General features: G+C 72.9%; 19 protein-coding genes. 9 read left to right on the top strand and 10 right to left on the bottom strand.

The window, feature by feature from the left end; all coding sequences use genetic code 11:
* Nucleotides 1-23: 23 nt before the first annotated feature.
* Nucleotides 24-359, bottom strand: a complete 336-nt coding sequence (locus tag B085_RS44320; protein ID WP_018562476.1) for a YkvA family protein — start codon at nucleotides 357-359, stop codon at nucleotides 24-26.
* A gap of 82 nt (nucleotides 360-441) precedes the next feature.
* Here B085_RS44320 and B085_RS0130875 point away from each other — a divergent pair, with 82 nt between their 5' ends.
* Complete coding sequence (locus B085_RS0130875; protein ID WP_018562475.1) at nucleotides 442-756, top strand: hypothetical protein; 315 nt, start codon at nucleotides 442-444, stop codon at nucleotides 754-756.
* Here B085_RS0130875 and B085_RS45975 read toward each other — a convergent pair.
* The gene (locus tag B085_RS45975; protein ID WP_018562474.1) at nucleotides 704-1,156 is read right to left on the bottom strand and encodes a hypothetical protein; all 453 of its coding nucleotides are present in this window, start codon (nucleotides 1,154-1,156) and stop codon (nucleotides 704-706) included. The genes B085_RS0130875 and B085_RS45975 overlap by 53 nt on opposite strands.
* Before the next feature lie 425 nt (nucleotides 1,157-1,581).
* Between B085_RS45975 and B085_RS0130865 the strand changes: the two genes are divergently transcribed.
* On the top strand, nucleotides 1,582-3,759 hold the full coding sequence (locus B085_RS0130865; RefSeq protein WP_018562473.1) for a discoidin domain-containing protein: 2,178 nt from the start codon (nucleotides 1,582-1,584) through the stop codon (nucleotides 3,757-3,759).
* Between the two features lie 54 nt (nucleotides 3,760-3,813).
* Here the strand turns inward: B085_RS0130865 and B085_RS0130860 are convergent, their stop codons facing one another.
* Both B085_RS0130860 and B085_RS0130855 read right to left on the bottom strand, forming a co-directional pair.
* Nucleotides 3,814-5,010, bottom strand: a complete 1,197-nt coding sequence (locus B085_RS0130860) for a low temperature requirement protein A (protein WP_051102215.1) — start codon at nucleotides 5,008-5,010, stop codon at nucleotides 3,814-3,816.
* 79 nt (nucleotides 5,011-5,089) lie between these two features.
* The gene (locus tag B085_RS0130855; protein WP_018562471.1) at nucleotides 5,090-5,956 is read right to left on the bottom strand and encodes a SigB/SigF/SigG family RNA polymerase sigma factor; all 867 of its coding nucleotides are present in this window, start codon (nucleotides 5,954-5,956) and stop codon (nucleotides 5,090-5,092) included.
* Between the two features lie 222 nt (nucleotides 5,957-6,178).
* On the opposite strand from B085_RS0130855, the gene B085_RS44310 reads away from it, so the two are divergent.
* The 3 genes from B085_RS44310 to B085_RS46310 all read left to right on the top strand — a co-directional run bounded on the left by B085_RS44310 (nucleotide 6,179) and on the right by B085_RS46310 (nucleotide 8,040).
* Nucleotides 6,179-6,547 carry an ATP-binding protein gene (locus tag B085_RS44310; protein ID WP_018562470.1) on the top strand — a complete coding sequence of 123 codons (369 nt, stop codon included), beginning with the start codon at nucleotides 6,179-6,181 and terminating at the stop codon, nucleotides 6,545-6,547.
* Nucleotides 6,548-6,676: 129 nt separating this feature from the next.
* Nucleotides 6,677-7,324 carry a hypothetical protein gene (locus B085_RS0130845; protein WP_018562469.1) on the top strand — a complete coding sequence of 216 codons (648 nt, stop codon included), beginning with the start codon at nucleotides 6,677-6,679 and terminating at the stop codon, nucleotides 7,322-7,324.
* Nucleotides 7,321-8,040 (top strand): hypothetical protein, encoded by a 720-nt coding sequence (locus B085_RS46310; protein WP_018562468.1) that lies wholly within the window; start codon nucleotides 7,321-7,323, stop codon nucleotides 8,038-8,040. Before B085_RS0130845 ends, B085_RS46310 begins: the two co-directional genes overlap by 4 nt.
* A 91-nt stretch (nucleotides 8,041-8,131) precedes the next feature.
* On the opposite strand, the gene B085_RS0130835 is transcribed toward B085_RS46310, so the two are convergent.
* Both B085_RS0130835 and B085_RS0130830 read right to left on the bottom strand, forming a co-directional pair.
* Nucleotides 8,132-8,635: a DUF6328 family protein gene (locus B085_RS0130835; protein ID WP_018562467.1), complete on the bottom strand. Its 504-nt coding sequence runs from the start codon at nucleotides 8,633-8,635 to the stop codon at nucleotides 8,132-8,134.
* Between the two features lie 169 nt (nucleotides 8,636-8,804).
* Nucleotides 8,805-9,068 carry a GlsB/YeaQ/YmgE family stress response membrane protein gene (locus B085_RS0130830; RefSeq protein WP_026251622.1) on the bottom strand — a complete coding sequence of 88 codons (264 nt, stop codon included), beginning with the start codon at nucleotides 9,066-9,068 and terminating at the stop codon, nucleotides 8,805-8,807.
* Between the two features lie 171 nt (nucleotides 9,069-9,239).
* Here B085_RS0130830 and B085_RS0130825 point away from each other — a divergent pair, with 171 nt between their 5' ends.
* On the top strand, nucleotides 9,240-10,067 hold the full coding sequence (locus B085_RS0130825; RefSeq protein WP_018562465.1) for a DUF1206 domain-containing protein: 828 nt from the start codon (nucleotides 9,240-9,242) through the stop codon (nucleotides 10,065-10,067).
* A 19-nt stretch (nucleotides 10,068-10,086) separates the two neighbouring features.
* On the opposite strand, the gene B085_RS0130820 is transcribed toward B085_RS0130825, so the two are convergent.
* From B085_RS0130820 to B085_RS0130805, 4 genes are all read right to left on the bottom strand, one after another.
* Entirely contained in the window at nucleotides 10,087-10,524 is a 438-nt protein-coding gene (locus tag B085_RS0130820; RefSeq protein WP_037732834.1) for a response regulator, read from the bottom strand.
* Between the two features lie 2 nt (nucleotides 10,525-10,526).
* Nucleotides 10,527-12,140, bottom strand: a complete 1,614-nt coding sequence (locus B085_RS0130815) for a sensor histidine kinase (protein WP_037732829.1) — start codon at nucleotides 12,138-12,140, stop codon at nucleotides 10,527-10,529.
* Nucleotides 12,137-13,354: a PP2C family protein-serine/threonine phosphatase gene (locus B085_RS0130810; protein ID WP_018562462.1), complete on the bottom strand. Its 1,218-nt coding sequence runs from the start codon at nucleotides 13,352-13,354 to the stop codon at nucleotides 12,137-12,139. The genes B085_RS0130815 and B085_RS0130810 overlap by 4 nt, the downstream gene beginning before the upstream one ends.
* Nucleotides 13,355-13,560: 206 nt before the next feature.
* A complete protein-coding gene (locus B085_RS0130805) occupies nucleotides 13,561-14,055 on the bottom strand; it encodes a MarR family winged helix-turn-helix transcriptional regulator (RefSeq protein WP_018562461.1) in 495 nt (164 codons plus the stop codon).
* 136 nt (nucleotides 14,056-14,191) lie between these two features.
* On the opposite strand from B085_RS0130805, the gene B085_RS0130800 reads away from it, so the two are divergent.
* The 3 genes from B085_RS0130800 (at nucleotide 14,192) to B085_RS0130790 (ending at nucleotide 18,057) form a co-directional block, all read left to right on the top strand.
* On the top strand, nucleotides 14,192-15,349 hold the full coding sequence (locus tag B085_RS0130800; protein ID WP_018562460.1) for a PP2C family protein-serine/threonine phosphatase: 1,158 nt from the start codon (nucleotides 14,192-14,194) through the stop codon (nucleotides 15,347-15,349).
* A gap of 179 nt (nucleotides 15,350-15,528) precedes the next feature.
* Nucleotides 15,529-17,136 (top strand): PP2C family protein-serine/threonine phosphatase, encoded by a 1,608-nt coding sequence (locus tag B085_RS0130795; protein WP_234018699.1) that lies wholly within the window; start codon nucleotides 15,529-15,531, stop codon nucleotides 17,134-17,136.
* Nucleotides 17,137-17,280: 144 nt separating this feature from the next.
* Nucleotides 17,281-18,057, top strand: coding sequence for a MerR family transcriptional regulator (locus B085_RS0130790; protein WP_018562458.1), 777 nt, complete (start codon nucleotides 17,281-17,283; stop codon nucleotides 18,055-18,057).
* Nucleotides 18,058-18,074 lie beyond the last annotated feature (17 nt).

The raw sequence follows: 18,074 nt of genomic DNA, 5'->3' as shown, positions 1-18,074 counted from the left end.
ACCCTCCCCCGGGCGGAGGGGGGTCAGGCCACCGGGCTCTTGGACTTGGGAAGGGTCCGCGCACGGTCTCGGCCGACGGGCAGCTGCCCGTCGGCCGCGCTCTTGAGCGAGCGCAGGGCCAGCAGCAGCACACCGATGTCGTCGATCAGGATCGGATCGGGCAGCAGGTCCACCGGGCAGACCAGGTAGACGAGCCCCGCCCAGAAGGCCAGTTTGCCCGAGCGCGGTACGTCCGCGCTGCGCAGCAGGGTACGGATGCGCGCCATCTTCACCACGAGCACGACGGCCACCACGAGCATCACCACGACCGCCACCGCGGCGATCACGAGGGCCGTGGTCGACCAGTCACCCAGGTCCATGTCTGCCTCCTGCGATCCCGTGTACCCGGCCGGTGTGCGCGGAAACGGTGCCCAGCCCCTGCGGAAAGGAAGCACAGATTACATGATCACGCCCGAGGAGATCTGGGAGACCGCAGGCCTGCCCGCACGCCGGCTCGCCGGCCTGGCGCTCAATCCCGCGGCCCCCGACGACGTCCTGCTGCGGCTGCTCACCAACGGTCGCCGGCGGCACGGATGGTGCTGTGCCGCGACCGGGCGCTGCCGGACGCCGTGGTCGACGCCGTCGTCCGCCACCCCGACAGGTACACCCGCAGCTTCCTCGCCCGCGCACCGGGCGGCGGCGAACCCGGCGCTGGAGCCCGCGGTCATGCGCAGGCTGGTGGCGCCCCATCCGCTCCCGGCCGATGCCGCCGGATGACCGCCGTCAACCGCTCGTAGGCAGTGCGCAGTTCGCGTCGGGCGAAGTCCTGGCGCACGTCGATGAGGGCGCCGTGGGAGGCGGAGGGGTCGACCGTGAAGCGGTCGTGCCAGCCGCCTCCCGAGGCGATGATCACCGGGGTGTCGACCCCGTCGAACTGGTCGGCGGTGATGTCGACGCGCAGGCCGTTCTTCTCGATCCACGCGTGGGTGGCACGGTCCTCCCACCCGCTGACGTACGTCCACACCCCCTGCCCGTTCTCGTACAGGTACTGGCCGAGGAGGATCGAGGCGTCCCCGCAGGAGCCGTGCGGGAAACGCTCCAGGGAGACCAGGCCCGGGTCGGGGCAGTCGACGATCGCCTGCCGGAATCCGAGGACCAGTGTGCGGAGTTCGGACACCCGCGGAGTCTAACCCGTGAAGATCATCTGGGGGACCCGTGGAGTCGGTCCTTCTGCTCGACGTGGGCCCGGACGCCGGAGGACGGGGGGCACGAGGGGGCGGAGGGCATGCGGGCGGCAGCGGCCGGACGCGGTACCCGAGCCGGTTGCGGCCGCTGCGGCGGCAGTCAACCGAGCGGGCCCGGTGCCGTCAAGACTTCACGTCAGGATCGGTGCGGAACGCATCGCGGGGCCGGATGAGGCCGGTCCACTTCAAGTCCCGAACACATTCGACTCCCCGCAGGTCACGGCGGCGCAAGTACCTGAAGCCCCCGTCGAACTGTTGACTCCTCGGAAACACTTTGTGCGAGGAGTCTTGACCGCGACTTCTGTCACGTCTTAACTCACGCCCTGAATTAAGTCGTGAGGCTGACACAGGAGTTCCTATGAGACCCGAAGTCAACGCCGCCCGCCGCAGACCCCTGGGGCTGATCGCCCTGCTGGCCGTACTCCTCGCCCTGCTCACCGTCCCGGCCGGCCCCCTGACCGACGCCCACGCCGCCGCCTGCGGCACCGCCAACGCCGCACAGGGCAGGACCGCCACCGCCTCCTCCACCGAGAACGGCTCCTTCGCCGCCGCCAACGCCGTCGACGGCAACACCGGCACCCGCTGGTCCAGCGCGTTCAGCGACCCCCAGTGGATCCAGGTGGACCTCGGCGGCTCCCAGACCGTCTGCGAGGTCGTCCTCGGCTGGGAGGCCGCGTACGCCAAGGCCTACCAGATCCAGCTCTCCGCCAACGGCACCGACTGGACCACGGTCGCCTCCACCACCACCGGCGCCGGCGGCACCGAGACCCGCGCCGTCAGCGGCACCGGCCGCTACCTGCGCGTGTACGGCACGACCCGCGCCACCGCGTACGGCTACTCGCTGTGGGAGCTCGCCGTGCACACCACCGACGGCGGCACCGGCCCGGTGATCCCCGGCGGCGGCGACCTCGGCCCGAACGTCCTGGTCTTCGACCCCTCGACACCGGGCATCCAGGCCAGGCTGGACCAGGTCTTCCAGCAGCAGGAGTCGGCGCAGTTCGGCACCGGGCGCTACGCGCTGCTGTTCAAGCCCGGCACCTACAACAACATCAACGCCAACATCGGCTTCTACACCTCGATCGCCGGACTCGGCCTCTCCCCCGACGACACCACCTTCAACGGCGACGTGACCGTGGACGCCGGCTGGTTCAACGGCAACGCCACCCAGAACTTCTGGCGCTCCGCGGAGAACCTCGCCCTGAACCCGGTGAACGGCACCGACCGCTGGGCCGTCGCCCAGGCCGCGCCCTTCCGCCGTATGCACGTCAAGGGCGGCCTCAACCTCGCCCCCAACGGCTACGGCTGGGCCAGCGGCGGCTACATCGCCGACAGCGAGATCGACGGCACCGTGGGCCCGTACTCGCAGCAGCAGTGGTACACCCGCGACAGCTCCGTCGGCGGCTGGACCAACGGCGTGTGGAACATGGTCTTCTCCGGGGTGCAGGGCGCCCCCGCGCAGAGCTTCCCCAACCCGCCCTACACCACGCTCGACACCACCCCCGTCTCCCGCGAGAAGCCCTTCCTCTACCTCGACGGCAACGACTACAAGGTCTTCGTCCCCGCCAAGCGCACCAACGCCCGCGGCACCAGCTGGGGCGACGGCGCGCCGCAGGGCTCCTCGATCCCGCTGAGCCAGTTCTACGTCGTCAAGCCCGGTGCGACTGCCGCCACCATCAACGCCGCGCTCGCCCAGGGCCTCAACCTGCTGTTCACCCCGGGCGTGTACCACATCGACCAGACCATCGACGTCAACCGGGCGAACACCGTCGTGCTCGGCCTCGGCCTCGCGACGATCATCCCCGACAACGGCGTGACGGCCATGAAGGTCGCCGACGTCGACGGCGTGAAGCTCGCCGGGTTCCTGATCGACGCCGGTGCGGTCAATTCCCAGGTGCTGCTCCAGGTCGGCCCGCAGGGCGCGGCCGCCGACCACGCCGCCAACCCGACCACCGTGCAGGACGTCTTCATCCGCATCGGCGGCGCCGGACCGGGCAGGGCGACCACCAGCATGGAGGTCAACAGCGACGACACCGTCATCGACCACACCTGGATCTGGCGCGCCGACCACGGCGCCGGAGTGGGCTGGGACACCAACCCGGCCGACTACGGCCTGCGCGTCAACGGCGACGACGTCCTGGCCACCGGCCTGTTCGTCGAGCACTTCAAGAAGTACGACGTCCAGTGGAGCGGCGAGAGGGGCAGGACGATCTTCTTCCAGAACGAGATCGCCTACGACGCGCCCAACCAGGCCGCCATCCAGAACGGCGCCACCAAGGGCTGGGCCGCCTACAAGGTGGACGACTCGGTGAACAGCCACGAGGCCTGGGGCCTGGGCAGTTACTGCAACTTCACCACCGATCCGACGATCCGCATGGACCATGGCTTCGAGGTCCCGGTGAAGTCCGGGATCAAGATGCACGACGTCCTGGTGGTCTCCCTGGGCGGCATGGGCCAGTACGACCACGTCGTCAACGGCACCGGTTCCGCGACCTCCGGCACCTCGACCACGCCGTCCACGGTGGTCTCGTTCCCCTGACGGCTCAGGACAGGGGTGCCCCGTTCCTCCGGCGGGGCACCCCGTGAGCCGTGCTCAGGCGGCCGGCCGGTGGCGGGAGTGCAGCACCTCGCCCACGGCGACCGCGGCCGCCATGGCGAGCCCGGCCACCGGCACCGCCGCGGGCCCGCAGAAGGTGCTCGCCAGCACCGCCAGGGCGCAGCCGGGCAGCACCGCGTGCTCGCCGAACCCGCGCTTGGCGCTGCGGGAGTGGATCAGCCAGACCGTCAGCAGGAAGACGGCGGTCGGCAGCGTGACGGAGGCCGCGGCGGCCGTCTGCGAGATGTGCGCCTTGCCCACGGCCTGCTCGACCACCACCTCAAGTCCCGCGCCGATGGCGGCGGCCGAGCCGAAGACGAGGTAGTGCCCGTAGCCCCACAGGAACGCCCGCGCACTGCTGGTGAGGTGCTGGTGGATGGGGACGGCGAAGTAGATCCAGTAGGCGGAGAACACGATCAGCAGTCCTCCGAGGCCGACGGGCAGCAGCTCGCCGAGCGCGGAGAACTCGTCCACGGCGGACTGCACGGCCACCGTCGCGGCGGCCACCGACTCACCGAGCACGATGATGGTGAAGAGGCCGTAACGCTCGGAGATGTGGTGCGGATGCCAGGTGGTGCGCTGCGCCCGCTCGGCCCAGACGGGCACCGAGAGTTCCGCCACCGCCAGGATCAGGAAGCCCCAGTACCACAGCCCGCCGACGGGCTGGAGCAGCAGGAGCACCCATCCCACCTGGACGACGACCAGACCCGCGGCGTAGCTCAGCGCCGTGGTCCGCGCCGGTCCGGCCGCGTTGCGTGCCGCGCGCAGCCACTGGAATGCCAGTGCGATGCGCATGATGACGTAGCCCGCGACGGCGATCGAGAAGTCGTTGGCGTCGAACGCACGGGGAACTCCGGCCGCCAGCACCAGGACCCCGGCGATCTGGACGAACGTGGCGATGCGGTACGGCACGTCGTCGGTGTCGAAGGCCGAGGCGAACCAGGTGAAGTTCAGCCACGCCAGCCAGATCGCGAAGAAGACCAGGCAGTAGCCGAGGACGCCCTGCCCGGCGTGGCCCTCGGCGACCGCGTGCACCAGCCGCACACCGGCCTGGGCCACCGCCACCACGAAGCAGAGGTCGAAGAACAGCTCCAGCGGCGTGGCGACCCGGTGCGGCTCGTGCGGGTCCCGGGCCGTCATCCGGACCAGCGGGCGGAAGCGGCGGTCCGGCACCGCCTGATCGTGATCGGTCATCCGCGCATCGTAGGCGGTGCGCACGTGCCCGCGCCCGAAGGGACCGGGCACGGGCACGTGGCGGGGGACGGGATGGAGGTCAGGCGCAGCCGTCCTGGAGGAGTCCGGCCCGCAGCCGGGCCAGGGTGCGCGAGAGCAGCCGCGAGACGTGCATCTGCGTGCAGCCCATGATCTCGCCGATCTGGGCCTGCGTCAGCTCCTCCACGTACCGCAGATGGAGCAGCTGCCGATCGCGTTCACCGAGCTCCACGACGAGCGGTGCGAGTGAGCCGAGGTCCTCGACGAGTTCCATGGCGGGGTCGACCGCGCCGATGAAGTCGGCGAGCACCGTCTCGCCGTCGTCGCCGTCGTCTCCGTTCATGGCCGCGTCCAGCGAGGAGGCGGTGTAGCCGTTGGAGGCCACCTGGGCCTCGACGACCTCGGCCTCGGAGAGGTCCATGAGTGCCGCGAGCTCGGCCACCTTCGGGGCGCGGCCCAGCCGGGAGGACAGCTCGTCCCGGGCGCGGGCCAGTTCCACCCGGCGCTCCTGGAGGCGGCGCGGTACGTGCACGGCCCAGGTCGTGTCGCGGAAGAACCGCTTGATCTCACCGACGATGTAGGGCACGGCGAAGGTGGTGAACTCCACCTCGCGCGAGATGTCGAACCGGTCGATGGCCTTGATCAGCCCGATCGTCCCGACCTGGACGATGTCCTCCATCTCGTCGCTGCGGTCGCGGAAGCGCCTGGCGGCGAACCGCACGAGCGACATGTTCATCTCAATGAGGGTGTTGCGGGCGTACTGGTACTCCTGGGTGCCCTCCTCGAGCACCGTCAGGCGCTCGAGAAAGAGCTTCGACAGGCGGCGCGCGCTCGTGGGAGCCACGCTGCTCGGGTCGGTGATCTGCGGCAGTACGTCGACCTCGGGGCTCTCGACCCCGGTGCTCGTCCCGCTCACGGTGGCGATCACGGCTCCTCCTCGCACCTCTGCACCTCTACGTCATGTTCGCTTGCGTTGCCCCTCGCGTACCCGCTACTCCGCGAAGCATTCCCACCGATCCCAGATGGACGTGAATCGCGCCAAGGGCAGCGTAGGACCGGCCAGTCCGGGCAGACCAGTCAGGGACCGAGGATGCCTACGGGGTGATCGTGCGTGTACAGCATTGACCTAGACGCGGAAGGCGCGGGGACCGTGCGGCCCGCTCCGGCGGACCGGCCGCTGCCCACCACCGTCGGCGAAGCACGTGACTTCGCCCGTGCGCGGCTGCGAGGAGTCGATCCGGAGCGGGTCGAGGACTGCCTGCTGGTCGTCTCCGAACTGGTCACCAACGCCTTCCGGTACGGCGGCGGGCTGGCGGGCTTCGACGTGGTGGCGGCGCCGGACGCGATCCGCGTGTCCGTCCAGGACCACAACGACCGGCTGCCGACCCCGCCCCCGCCCTCCGAGCGCTTCCTGCCCGGCGGCTACGGCCTGCGCCTGGTGCGCCGGCTGGCCCGGGACATCCGGGTGACGCTGCTGCGCGCGGGCGGCAAGATCGTCCACGTGCACCTGCCGCGCTGACGCGCTCCTCCCCCGACGTCGTACGTGTGGACGAACGGATCGCGGTAACACGCACCTTTGGTGCAACGAGACCCGCACCACGGCCAGTTCGAACGTCGGGGCCGGACGACGGCCCCCGGGAGGCACACCATGACCACGGGCATCATCATCGGGGCGGTCGTCGTCGCAGTCCTGATCGCCCTCGCCGCGGTCGTCACGACGCGGCGTGGCGGCGGCGGTACCGGACGGCTCAGGCGCCGCTTCGGACCGGAGTACGAACGCACGGTCGCCCGGCACGAGGGCGACGCGGACGCCGCGCACCGCGAGTTGCAGGAGCGCGTCGACCGGCACGGCGGTCTGGCCCCGGAGCCGCTGAGCGCACGCCGGACCGAGGAGTACCGCGTCGAGTGGGCCGCCCTGCAGGAGCGGTTCGTCGACTCCCCCGCGAAGGCGGTGCGCGACGCCTCGGCGCTGCTGGACCGGCTGGCGCACGAACGCGGCTTCCCGGAGCACACCTCGGGCGAACAGATCGACGCCCTGTCGGTCCACCGCCCCCGGCACCTCCAGGCCTACCGCGACCTGCGCGGCGCCGCGGAACCCCGTAAGGACGGTGACCGCACCACGGCGGACACCGAGGAACTGCGCGCGCGGCTGCTCGGCGCCCGGGCGCTGTTCGACGACCTCATCGCGGTGGACAAGGAGCCCCGCACCACCTCGCGCGAGGACGGCGCGGGTGACGCGGACTCCGGCCGAAACGGCTCCCATCGCTTCCACCTGCCGTCCTGGAGCAGCCGATGAACCCCACGCACGAGCACCACGACACCGACGGAACCCACGGAACCGACAGGAGCGACCGGGCCGCCACGACGGACGGCACCGGCACCGGCACCGGCACCGGACGGGAGGGGAGCACGGCGAGCACGGCCCCCTCCGGGCAGACCCCCGGCAAGCCGAAGTCCCCCGTGCCCGAGAGCGCCGACAAGACCGACAAGGCTGACAAGTCCGACAAGAGTGACGAGCTGTCTGCCGCGCGCCGGCCCACCAATTGGTCACGGCCCGAGGACGGGGCGAGGCCCACGACGGCCGGCACGAAGCCCGAACATGACGCCAAGCCCGAGCACGACGCCAAGCCGGCGACGGCCGGCGGCCCCGGCCCCGGCTCCGGCCCCGCAGCGGCGGAGAAGCCCGGCGGCGGCCCGGTGCGACAGGAGGAGCGGGTGCCCGCCCCGGGCGCTCCGCCGCGCGTGGACGGCGCGGTGGACAAGTTGCAGCAGCGGCTGCATCACGCGGTCGGCGGCTTCGTCGACGAGCCGCGCCACGCCGTGGAGGAGGCCGACGAGGTCCTCGGCGAGGCCACGGAGCGGCTGGTGGAGGAACTGCGCAGCCGGCGCGACGAACTGCGCTCGGGCTGGCGGGCCGGCGGAGGGAACGAGAGCGAGCGCGGCGACACCGAGAGGCTGCGCCTGGCCCTGCAGGGCTACCGCGACCTCGTCGACCGCGTCCTGCACATCTGAGGACCGCACGCCGCGGACGGCACGAAGGCCGGTGGGCCGGGAAACCCTCGGGTTTCCCGGCCCACCGGCCTTCGTGCCGTCCGGTCGCGCGTCAGTCGCCCGTGTGGCGGTACCGGGCCCACAGCGGCAGGCCGTACCAGCAGACCAGGTACCAGACCAGGACGGCGGCGACGAGCCACGGCACGAAGTCGTCGTGGGTGGCGGCGCGCAGCACCAGCAGCAGCGCCGAGGTCATCGTCGCCAGCAGCAGCACGAGCCCGACGAAGGTGAGCCGCGAGGCCCAGCGCACCGCCTGCGGCTTGATGCGGCTGCCGGAGACGATCCGGTGGAAGGAGACCGGGCCGATCAGCGCCCCGGTCGCACAGGCGCCGAGCACGACGGTGACGATGTAGATCGTGTGGTCGGTCGACCCGAGCCGGTCGTAGTGCGGGGTGAACACGACGGTCAGCAGGAAGCCGAAGAGGATCTGCACGCCCGTCTGGGCGACCCGCACCTCCTGGATCAGCTCGCCCCACTTCCGGTCGGCGCGCTCGTCCTCGGTCTCGTCCCGCCCGTCCCTCGGGCCGGTCCGGCCGTCCGGGTCGTCACTGGACATGGCACCCTCCCCTTCCTCTGTCGTGCACGTCATAGCTGACTTACCATCGGCTGCCCGTGTCGCGCCGGGCGTGGCCCGGGCACGACGAGGACGGCGGCCGGTCCGGTCGCCGTCCTCGTACGCGGTCCGGCTGCCTCCGCCCGGGGCGGGGGCAGCCGGACCGCGGTGCTCACCGCCGCGACTTGCTGCGCGCCAGCAGGCTCACTCCGACGGCCGCGAGGCCGATCTGTATCAGCCACTCGACCCAGTCGACCCCGTCGGTGTCGGCGACGCCGAACCCCTGGGCGATCGCGCTGCCGATGAAGGCCGCCACGATGCCGACGACGATCGTCCACAGCACTCCGATCGGCTGCCGCCCCGGCGCCACCAGACGCCCCAGCACACCGATGATCAGGCCGATCACGATGGCACTGATGATGCTCGAGATCTCCATCTCCACCTCAACCCCAGCTTCGTCCGGCGCCTGGCCGGAAGTGTGTTCGCATCACGCGGATACCCCGGGCCGGACACTCCACGCAGCCCGCCCCGCACCGTGTCGCCGGGTGTGTTCCGGCCGCGACGGGGCATCCGGTGGACCGGAGGCAGTCGGGGCAGGGAGGCCGGTGTGGACACGACGGTGGGTGCGGGTGCGGTACGGCCCGGGACGCGGGGGAGGAAGGCGATCCGCGCCGGGGCACGGGCGGGTCTGGCGGCGCGTGGGGTCGTCTACGCGCTGCTCGGGGTGCTGGCGCTGCGGGTCGCCTTCGACGGTTCCTCGGAGCAGGCCGACCGGGGCGGCGCGGTGGCCCGGCTCGCGGCGCAGCCCTTCGGCGGGTTCCTGGTCTGGGCCCTGGCGGTGGGGTTCGCCGGGATGACGCTGTGGCGGTTGTCGGAGGCCGCGTTCGGCGCGGCGGGCCCGGACGGGGACAAGGCCGGCAAGCGGCTCATGTCGGCCGCCCGCGCGGTGTTCTACGCCTTCGTGACGTACTCGGTGGTGACCTTCGCGGTGAACGGCTCCTCCGCGGGCGGTTCGAGCGACAGCACCTCCAAGGACGTCACCGCGCACGCCCTGGGCTGGCCCATGGGCCGCTGGCTGGTGGGGGCGGCGGGGCTGATCCTCGCGGGAGCCGGGGTGTGGATCGCGGTACGGGCGCTGCTGCGCCGCTTCCGCAAACACCTGCGGACCGGAGCGATGTCGCCGCGGGCGCGCCGGGTGGTCGACTTCCTCGGGGTCGCCGGAGGGGCCAGCCGGGGCGTGGTGTTCGCCGCCGCGGGCTGCTTCGTCGTCGTGGCGGCGGTCCGCTTCGACCCGGACCGGGCGAAGGGCCTGGACGACACTCTGCGCACGTTCCGGGACACCCCCGCCGGGCCGTGGCTGCTGGCGGTGGTCGCGGCGGGGCTGGCGCTGTTCGGGGTGTTCTCCTGGGCGATGGCTCGCTGGCGGAGGGTCTGAACCGCGCCGGGCGCCCGGATCAACGGCCCGGGAGCTTCACCACCGTCACGAAGAAGTCGTCGATCTGCCGGACCACGTCGATGAAGCGGTCGAAGTCCACCGGCTTGGTCACATAGGCGTTGGCGTGCAGCTTGTAGCTGCGCAGGATGTCCTCCTCGGCCTCGGATGTGGTGAGGACGACGACCGGGATGGTGCACAGGTCGGCGTCGTCCTTGATCGCGGCGAGCACCTGGCGGCCGTCGAAGCGGGGCAGGTTGAGGTCGAGGAGGATCAGCCCGGGGCGCGGCGCGCCGGCGTGGGCGCCGCGCCGGTGGAGGAAGTCGAGGGCCTCCTCGCCGTCCCGTACGACGTGCAGGACGTTGCGGACCTTGTTCTCCTGGAACGCCTCACGGGTCATCAGCTCGTCGCCGGGGTCGTCCTCGACGAGCAGCACGATGATCGGTTCCGGTTCCTGCAGGTTCACGCGGACTCCTCCTCCGGTGCGGGTGCCCGCTCGGCGGCCGCCGGCAGGGTGAAGCGGATGCGGGTGCCCTGCGACCGGCCGGGGTCGAGCCGGATCCGGCCGCCGTGGTACTCCACGATCTTCTTGCACAGCGCGAGCCCGATGCCCGTGCCCCCGTAGCTGTCCCGGCTGTGCAGGCGCTGGAAGATGACGAAGATCTTGTCGGCGAACTCGGCCGGCACGCCGATGCCGTTGTCGGTGACCGAGAAGTGGAGCATGCCGTCCCCGTCGGAGCGCCCGGGGTCCTGCGCCGCTCCCGGCCCGTCCAGGGTGATGGTCACCCGCGGCGGCCGGTGCTCCGCACGGAACTTGACGGCGTTGCCGACCAGGTTCTGCCAGAGCATGGCCAGCAGGGTCGGGTCGCCGACGACGCCGGGCAGCGCGGGCGGGCGCTCGATCACGGCGCCCGACTCCTCTATAGCGACGGACAGGTTGCCCAGCGCGCGGTCCAGCGGCTCGTCCAGGGCGACCGGCACGCTGGCGTCGTTCAGCCGCCCGACCCGGGAGAAGGTCAGCAGGTCGTTGATGAGCACCTGCATGCGCTTGGCGCCGTCGACGGCGAAGGCGATGTACTGCGTGCCGCGTTCGTCGAGGCTCTCGGCGTAGCGCTTCTCCAGCAGCTGGCAGAAGGACGCGACCTTGCGCAGCGGTTCCTGCAAGTCGTGTGAGGCGACGTAGGCGAACTGCTCCAGTTCCGCGTTGGAGCGGCGCAGTTCCTCGGCCTGCGCCTCGCGCAGCTCGCCCTCGTGGCGCAGTTGCTCCTCCTTGCGCCGTGACTCGCCCAGTTCGGTGACGATGCGCCGCCGCATCCCCTCCACGGCGGCCCCAAGGGCGTGCAGGTCGGCGGGCCCGTGGGACGGGATACGACGGTCGTACTCGCCGCCCGACACGTCCTGCACGGCCTCGCTGAGCCGGTTCAGCGGCCGGACGACCATCACCCGCACGAGGACGGCGAGCGCGACGGCGGTGAGGAAGAAGGCCACGACCATGAGCCCGAAGACCCGGTCGCGCAGGGTGCGGGCGTCGGCCAGCTGCCGCGTGCCGGCGACGCGTTCCGCGTCCAGCCGGCGGGCCTGGGTCGCGGACAGGGCGCGGACCCGGTCGAAGGCCTCCTTGCCCCGGCGCGTGGTGGCCGCGTCGGGGGTGCCGCCACCGAGGGCCTCGGTGCGGTCGACGACCTGCTGCGCGTACCGCCGGCGCCAGTCGGCGGCGGCCTGCCGCAGCGCCTCCAGGTCGCGGACGAGTTCCGGGAGGCCGTCCACGAGGCCGCGCATGCGGCGCGCGGCGTCCTCCTCGACGGCCCGGCCGCGGGTGTAGGGCTCCAGGAAGTCCGGGTCGCCGGTGATGGCGTAGCCGCGGACCCCGGTCTCCTGGTCGACGAGGGCGGTCTGCAGCCGGTAGGCCTCGACACGGGCGGGGGAGATCCGGGCGATGAGGTGGTCCGAGACCTGCGCCGTGCGCCGCAGCTGGGTGAAGCCGACACCCGCGGCCATCGTCATGAACACCCCCAGGGCGGCCAGGACCAGCGCGATCCATCCCTGGACGGTCAGCCGCGCGCGGGCGGCGGTCACGGCGAGGCGCTCCACGTGAGGTGGACCACCGCCAGGTCGTCGTCCAGGCCGCCGTGATCGGCGGCCAGTGCCTCCGCGCGCGCGATCAGGGTGTCGACGAACTCGGAGGCGGGCAGTGTGGCGTGCTGCCCGGCCAGGGCGAGCAGGCCCTCCTCGCCGAGCCGTCCCTCGTCGGTGCGCCCCTCGAACAACCCGTCCGTGAAGAGCATCAGCGACTGGCCGGGGCGCAGTTCGAGCCGGCCCTCGGGCCACTCCCCCACGCCGGGCACCACGCCCAGGGCGGGCCCGCGGGGCGGCTCGATGTACTCGACGGTGCCGTCCGGGGTCAGGTTGAGCAGTCCGTGGTGGCCCGCCCGCCAGACCCGGGCCGTGCGGCGGTCGGGGGCGAGGGCGACGATGGTGGCCGTGGCGAAGATCTCGGGGGCGGCGCGTTCGGCGACCAGCACCTGCTCCAGCAGGGCGAGTTGCCGGGCGCCCTCGACGCCGGTCAGCACCAGGGTGCGCCAGGCGATGCGCAGTCCGACGCCGAGCGCGGCCTCGTCGGGACCGTGCCCGGAGACGTCCCCGATGAGGGTGTGGACGACGCCCTCGGTGGTCTCCACGACGTCGTAGAAGTCACCGCCGAGCAGGGAGTCGGCCCGGCCCGGGCGGTAACGCGGTGTGACGGTGACGTCCTTGGTGCGCAGCATGGGCAGCGGGAGCAGCCCGCGCTCCAGGCGCGCGTTCTCCTGGGCCCGCATCTGGCTGGCCCGCAGGGCGAGGGCGGCCCGTTCGGCCTGCTTGCGTTCGACCGCGTAGCGCAGCGCGCGGCCCAGGAGTTCGCCCTCGACCCGTCCCTTGACCAGGTAGTCCTGGGCGCCGGCGGAGAGCGCGGCCAGGCCGGTCCGCTCCTCGGCGAGACCGGTGAGCACGACGACGGCGGCACGGTCGGTGAGCGACAGCGCCCGGCCGAGGGCGTCCAGGCCCTGGCCGTCGGGCAGGTGCAGGTCGAGCAGGACGCAGTCGGCGGGGCGGGCGGCCAGCTCGGTGCCGGCCTCGGCCAGCGTGCGTACCCAGCGCAGTTCGACGGGCACCCCGCTGTCGGCGACCAGCTCCTCGACGAGCAGCGCGTCCCCCGCGTCGTCCTCGACGAGGAGGACGGAGAGCCGGCTGTGCCGGCCGTCGCCCTGTCTGGGGATGACGCCCTCGGGGGGCGTCAGCGTGTTGCCTTCCACATCGTCTCCCCGCCCCTGTGGTGCCCCGGGTGGGGCGATGGGATCGTACGCGAACGGCACCCTGGCCGGATGCCCTTTGGTCAGTGCCGATCATCTTCGATCATTGCCGTTTGGCAACAGTAGTCGAACACAACGATCGCATGCGGGTCGGCCCGCCTGTGGGCACCCCGGCGCCGGGCGCGCGGCCGGGCGCACGGTCCGGACGGCTACGCGCTGTGGCTGCGGCCTCCGGGGAGCGGCCGCACGGCGCCGAGCCCCGTCGCCTCGGCGGCGGAGCGGAAGGCGGTCAGCCCCTCCAGCAGGGCGCGACGGGCGCGTTCGGGCATCGCCGACACGACCGTCGCCAGTTCCTGCTCCCTGCGTTCCCGCAGCTGGGCGAGGAAGGCCGTACCGCGCGGCGTGAGCCACAGGCACACCTCGCGCCGTGAGGTGGGGCTGGTGTCCCGGGTGAGATAGCCCACAGCCTGCAGCCGGTCGCAGAGCCGGCTCACCGCGGGCGGCCCGGCGCCCAGGACGTCGCACAGCGTCCGCAGATTGATCCCCTCGTTGCCCTCCAGCGCGAACAGCACGCGCAACTGCGAGGGCGGCACGGGAGGGTCTCCCGCGTCCCGGCCGCGGCCCCACAGCACCTCGAGTGCCTCGACCACGGACGACGCCGCGGCCACGGCGGCGTCCCGCTGCGATCCGGCGGTGGCGGGCAAGGCGGCCTCCTCACGGCGTGCCGCCGGAGGGATACCGCCGGCGAGCGGGTAGACGAAGACAGGACAGGGCGCGCCAAACGGCGCGCCACCACGCTAACCGACCCGCCCCCGCTCCCAGAAGGACCGTCGCACCCCGGTGAACCGACACGCCCCCCTCGCCGCCGAACGCGCCCTGCGCGCCGCGCCCCCGCACGCCCTGCCCGCCGCCCTGGCGGACGTCCTGCGCACCCACTGGGCGGCCCGCTCCGTGGAGATCCTGCTCGCCGACTACGGCCTGGCGGTGCTCCAGCCGGTCTCCGCCCCCGAGCCCACGGAGGCCGCCGTACCCCTCACGGGAACGCCCGAGGGCCGGGCCTTCGGTGCCCAGGAACCGTTCGCCGAGGCGGCCGGCGACGAGGGCGTACGCCTGCACCTTCCGGTGAGTGTGCGCGGTGACCGGATCGGCGTGCTCAGCGTCACACTGCCCGGTGAACCCGCGCCCGAGGAGGTGCGCGACCTCGCGGAGATCGCGGAGATGCTCGGCCACCACCTCCTCGTCGCCGACCGGGACACCGACCGCTACCTGCACGCCCGCCGCCGGGACCGGCTCACCCTCGCCGCCGAGGTGCAGTGGGAGCTGCTGCCCGGAAGGGCCTGCGCCCGCCCCGAGTACGCTCTCGGCGCCCAGCTGGAGCCCGCCTACGACATCCACGGCGACAACTTCGACTGGTCGGCCTCCGCGCGGGACCTCACGCTGACCGTCACCAACGGCATGGGACAGGGCATCGAGGCCGCCCTGCTGACCAGTCTCACCGTGAACGCGCTGCGCAACGCCCGGCGCGCCGGCGTCCCCCTCGCCGACCAGGCGATGCTCGCGGACCAGGCCGTCTACGCCCGCTACCGGGGCGATCAGTACGTGTCGGTCCTGCTGATGCGCTTCGACCTGGCGACCGGCGCGGCCGAGGTGGTCGAGGCCGGATCGCCGCGCGTGTACCGGCTGCGCGGTTCGACGGTGGACCGGATCGACTTCGAGGCCCAGTCGCCCCTGGGCATGTTCGAGGACACCCCCTACGTCCCGCAGCCCTTCGAGGTGCGCTCCGGGGACCGGCTCCTGATCATCAGCGACGGCGTGTACGCGACCGCCTCCCCCGCCGGCGAGACGTACGGGGAACGGGCGCTGGCCCGCGCGGTCCTGGCCACCCGGCTGCTCCCGCCGGCGGACGTCCCGCGGGCGATCCTGGGTGAACTGCCGGGTCACCGCGTACTGCCGGAGGCCGAGGACGACGCGCTGGTGGTGTGCCTGGACTGGCGGTGAACCGCTGGGAGGAGCTTGCCTGGTGACGGGCGATGGGGAAGACTCTTGCCGAAGGGCAACTGTTTGCCCGGCCCACCTTCGTCCAGGTACGAGAGGACCGGAGCGATCCCGACGGTCCCACACGGCCCCGGCCTTGCTCCCACCGCATCGTGACGTCTCTCCCGCCTCCGCGCTCGCCAGTGGCCCGAGAGCAGGGGTCAGCCACCTCCGCTCGGATCGGGCAGCGGGTGCTGCGCGCGCTCGTCGAGTCCCTGACCGAGACCGCCGTCCTGGTGAGCGATCGCGCCGGGGTGATCCGTGCCGTCAACGCCGTGATCACCTCCTGGGCGCCCCGGCTGGTGGCGGGCCGGGTGCTCGCCGAGACGGCCCCCGCCTGGCTGACGGCGGCGGACGCCTCGGGCACGGTCACCGCGCACGGCGGCATGGGGAGCCGGCAGGTGACGGCACGCCGCGCCGAGCTCCCGGGCGGGCACCACGCCTGGTATCTCACCGACGTGACGGACGCCCGCAGCACCGACCGCGAGCTGCGGCTGGCCCACGGCCGCGCGGAGTTCCTGGCCGAGGCGTCCGCCGGGCTGCTGTCCTCGCTCGACCCGCGCACATGCGTGACCGCCACGGCGGAGCTGGCCGCCTCGCGGCTCGCGGACGCAGCGGTGGTCGTCACCCCGCCCGACCGGCAGCGGCTGCGGCTGACCCGGGCCGTGGCGGGCCGCCCCGGCGTGGAGGAGTGCGCCCTGGCCGTCGACCCCGCCGAAGTGCCGGGGCTGCCCGAGGCACTGGCCGGGTCGCCCCCGCCGCCGCCCCGCCGGACCGACCCCGTGCGGGCCCCGGACTGGCTGCTTCCCGAGGACTTCGGCGCCCCGGTGTCGCTGCTGGTCACCCCGCTGCCCGGCAACGGGGTCCCGGCGGGCGCACTCGTCCTGATGCGCCGCCTCGGAGGGCCGTTCACGGTCGAGGAGAAGGCCTTCGCCCAGGTCTTCGCCGCCCGCGCCGGCGCCGCGATCTCCGCATCCGTGCTCTACACCGAGCAGGCGCGCAGCGCCGCCCTGCTCCAGGAGGAACTGCTGCCGCCGCGGCTGGGGCCCATCAGGGGCACCGAGGTGGCGGGTTCCTACCGGCCGTCCCGTGAGACGCTGCGGATCGGCGGGGACTTCTACGACACCTACCCGGCGGAGGAATCCGACGGCGAGAGCACCGTGGTGCTGGGGGACGTGTGCGGAAAGGGCCTGGAGGCCGCCGTCCTCACCGGCAAGATCCGCAACACCCTCAGCGCCCTGCGGCTGGTCGAGACCGACCACGTACGGCTGCTGACGCTGCTCAACCACGCGCTCCTCAACACCGCCCACGCCCGCTTCGCCACCATGGTGCTGGCGGGCGTCACCCCGCTCGGCCGCGGCCAGGTGCGGCTGCGGCTGACCACGGGCGGCCATCCGGCACCGCTCATCCTGCGGGTCTCCGGCGATGTGGAGGAGGCCGGCACCTCCGGCACCCTGATCGGCGCGGTGCCCGACGTGCGGGCCACGACCTTCACCACGGTGCTGCAGCCCGGCGAGAGCTGCCTGCTCTACTCGGACGGCGTCACCGAGGCTCGCGGCGGGGTGACGGGCCGTGAGTTCTTCGGTTCGGAGCGGCTGAAGACGACCGTGGCCGGGTGCGTCGGCATGCCGGTGGAGGCCCTGGTCGAGCATGTGGAGCTGCGCACCACCGAATGGCTCGCCGACCGTCCCCACGACGACATCGCGCTGGTCGGCGTGGCCGCCCCGCGCGGCAGCGTCCGAGTGCGGTGAACGGCCACGCACTGTCCGGGCGCACGGGACGGGCACCGTCTCCCTCGGGCCGCCGGGCGGGTGCGCACGGCCCCGGCTCCGCACCGTGACCGGTCATACTGGTGTCATGACCAGCGCGGCGAGGCAGAGAGCGAGATCCGGCGCATGACGCAGTCCCCCGCCCGGCAGACCGCGCCGGCGGCCGAGGAGCCGCGTCTGACGGTGGACGAGCTCGCGGCGCGGTCCGGTACGACGGTCCGCACGATCCGCTTCTACAGCGCCAAGGGCCTGCTGCCGCCGCCGGAACTGGGCACCCGCCGCATCGGTCTGTACGGGCCGGACCACCTCGCCCGGCTGGCGTTGATCGAGGAGCTTCAGCGGCAGGGGCTGACGCTGGCCGCGATCGGCCGCTACCTGGAGCAGCTGCCCGCCGACATCACCCCCGAGGACCTCGCGGTGCACCGGGCGCTGGTGGCGACGTGGATGCCCGACGCCGCGGAGGAACTGGCCCGGGACGGGCTGGAGCAGCGGGCGGGACGGCCGCTGAGCGGCCACGACCTGGACCGGCTCGCCGCCGTGGGCGTCCTGCACCCCACCGCGGACCCCGGTGTGCTGCTGGTGAACCCGGCACTGCTGCACCTGGGGGTGCGCCTGCTGGACATGCCGATCCCGCTGGAGACGCTGCTCGCCACCCGGGAGATCCTGCTGAAGCACGCCCGCGCGGTCGCGCACGAGCTGCACCGGCTCTTCCAGCAGGAGGTGTGGCAGCCGTACGTGGCCGGGCGCCCGGCGCCCGAGGAGCGGGCCCGGATGCGCAGGCTCACGGACGACCTGCAGCCGATGGTCGTCCAGGCCCTGGTCACCGCCTTCCAGCGGTCGCTCGCCGAGGAACTGCGGGCCACGGCGACCGGGTTCGGCGACCGGGCGCGCGGCGAGGAGTGAGAGCGGCGGCGCCGCGG

The organism is Streptomyces sp. BoleA5, assembly GCF_000373665.1.
In the GTDB taxonomy this organism is placed as follows: domain Bacteria; phylum Actinomycetota; class Actinomycetes; order Streptomycetales; family Streptomycetaceae; genus Actinacidiphila.
This window is presented reverse-complemented; position numbering and strand designations above follow the sequence as displayed.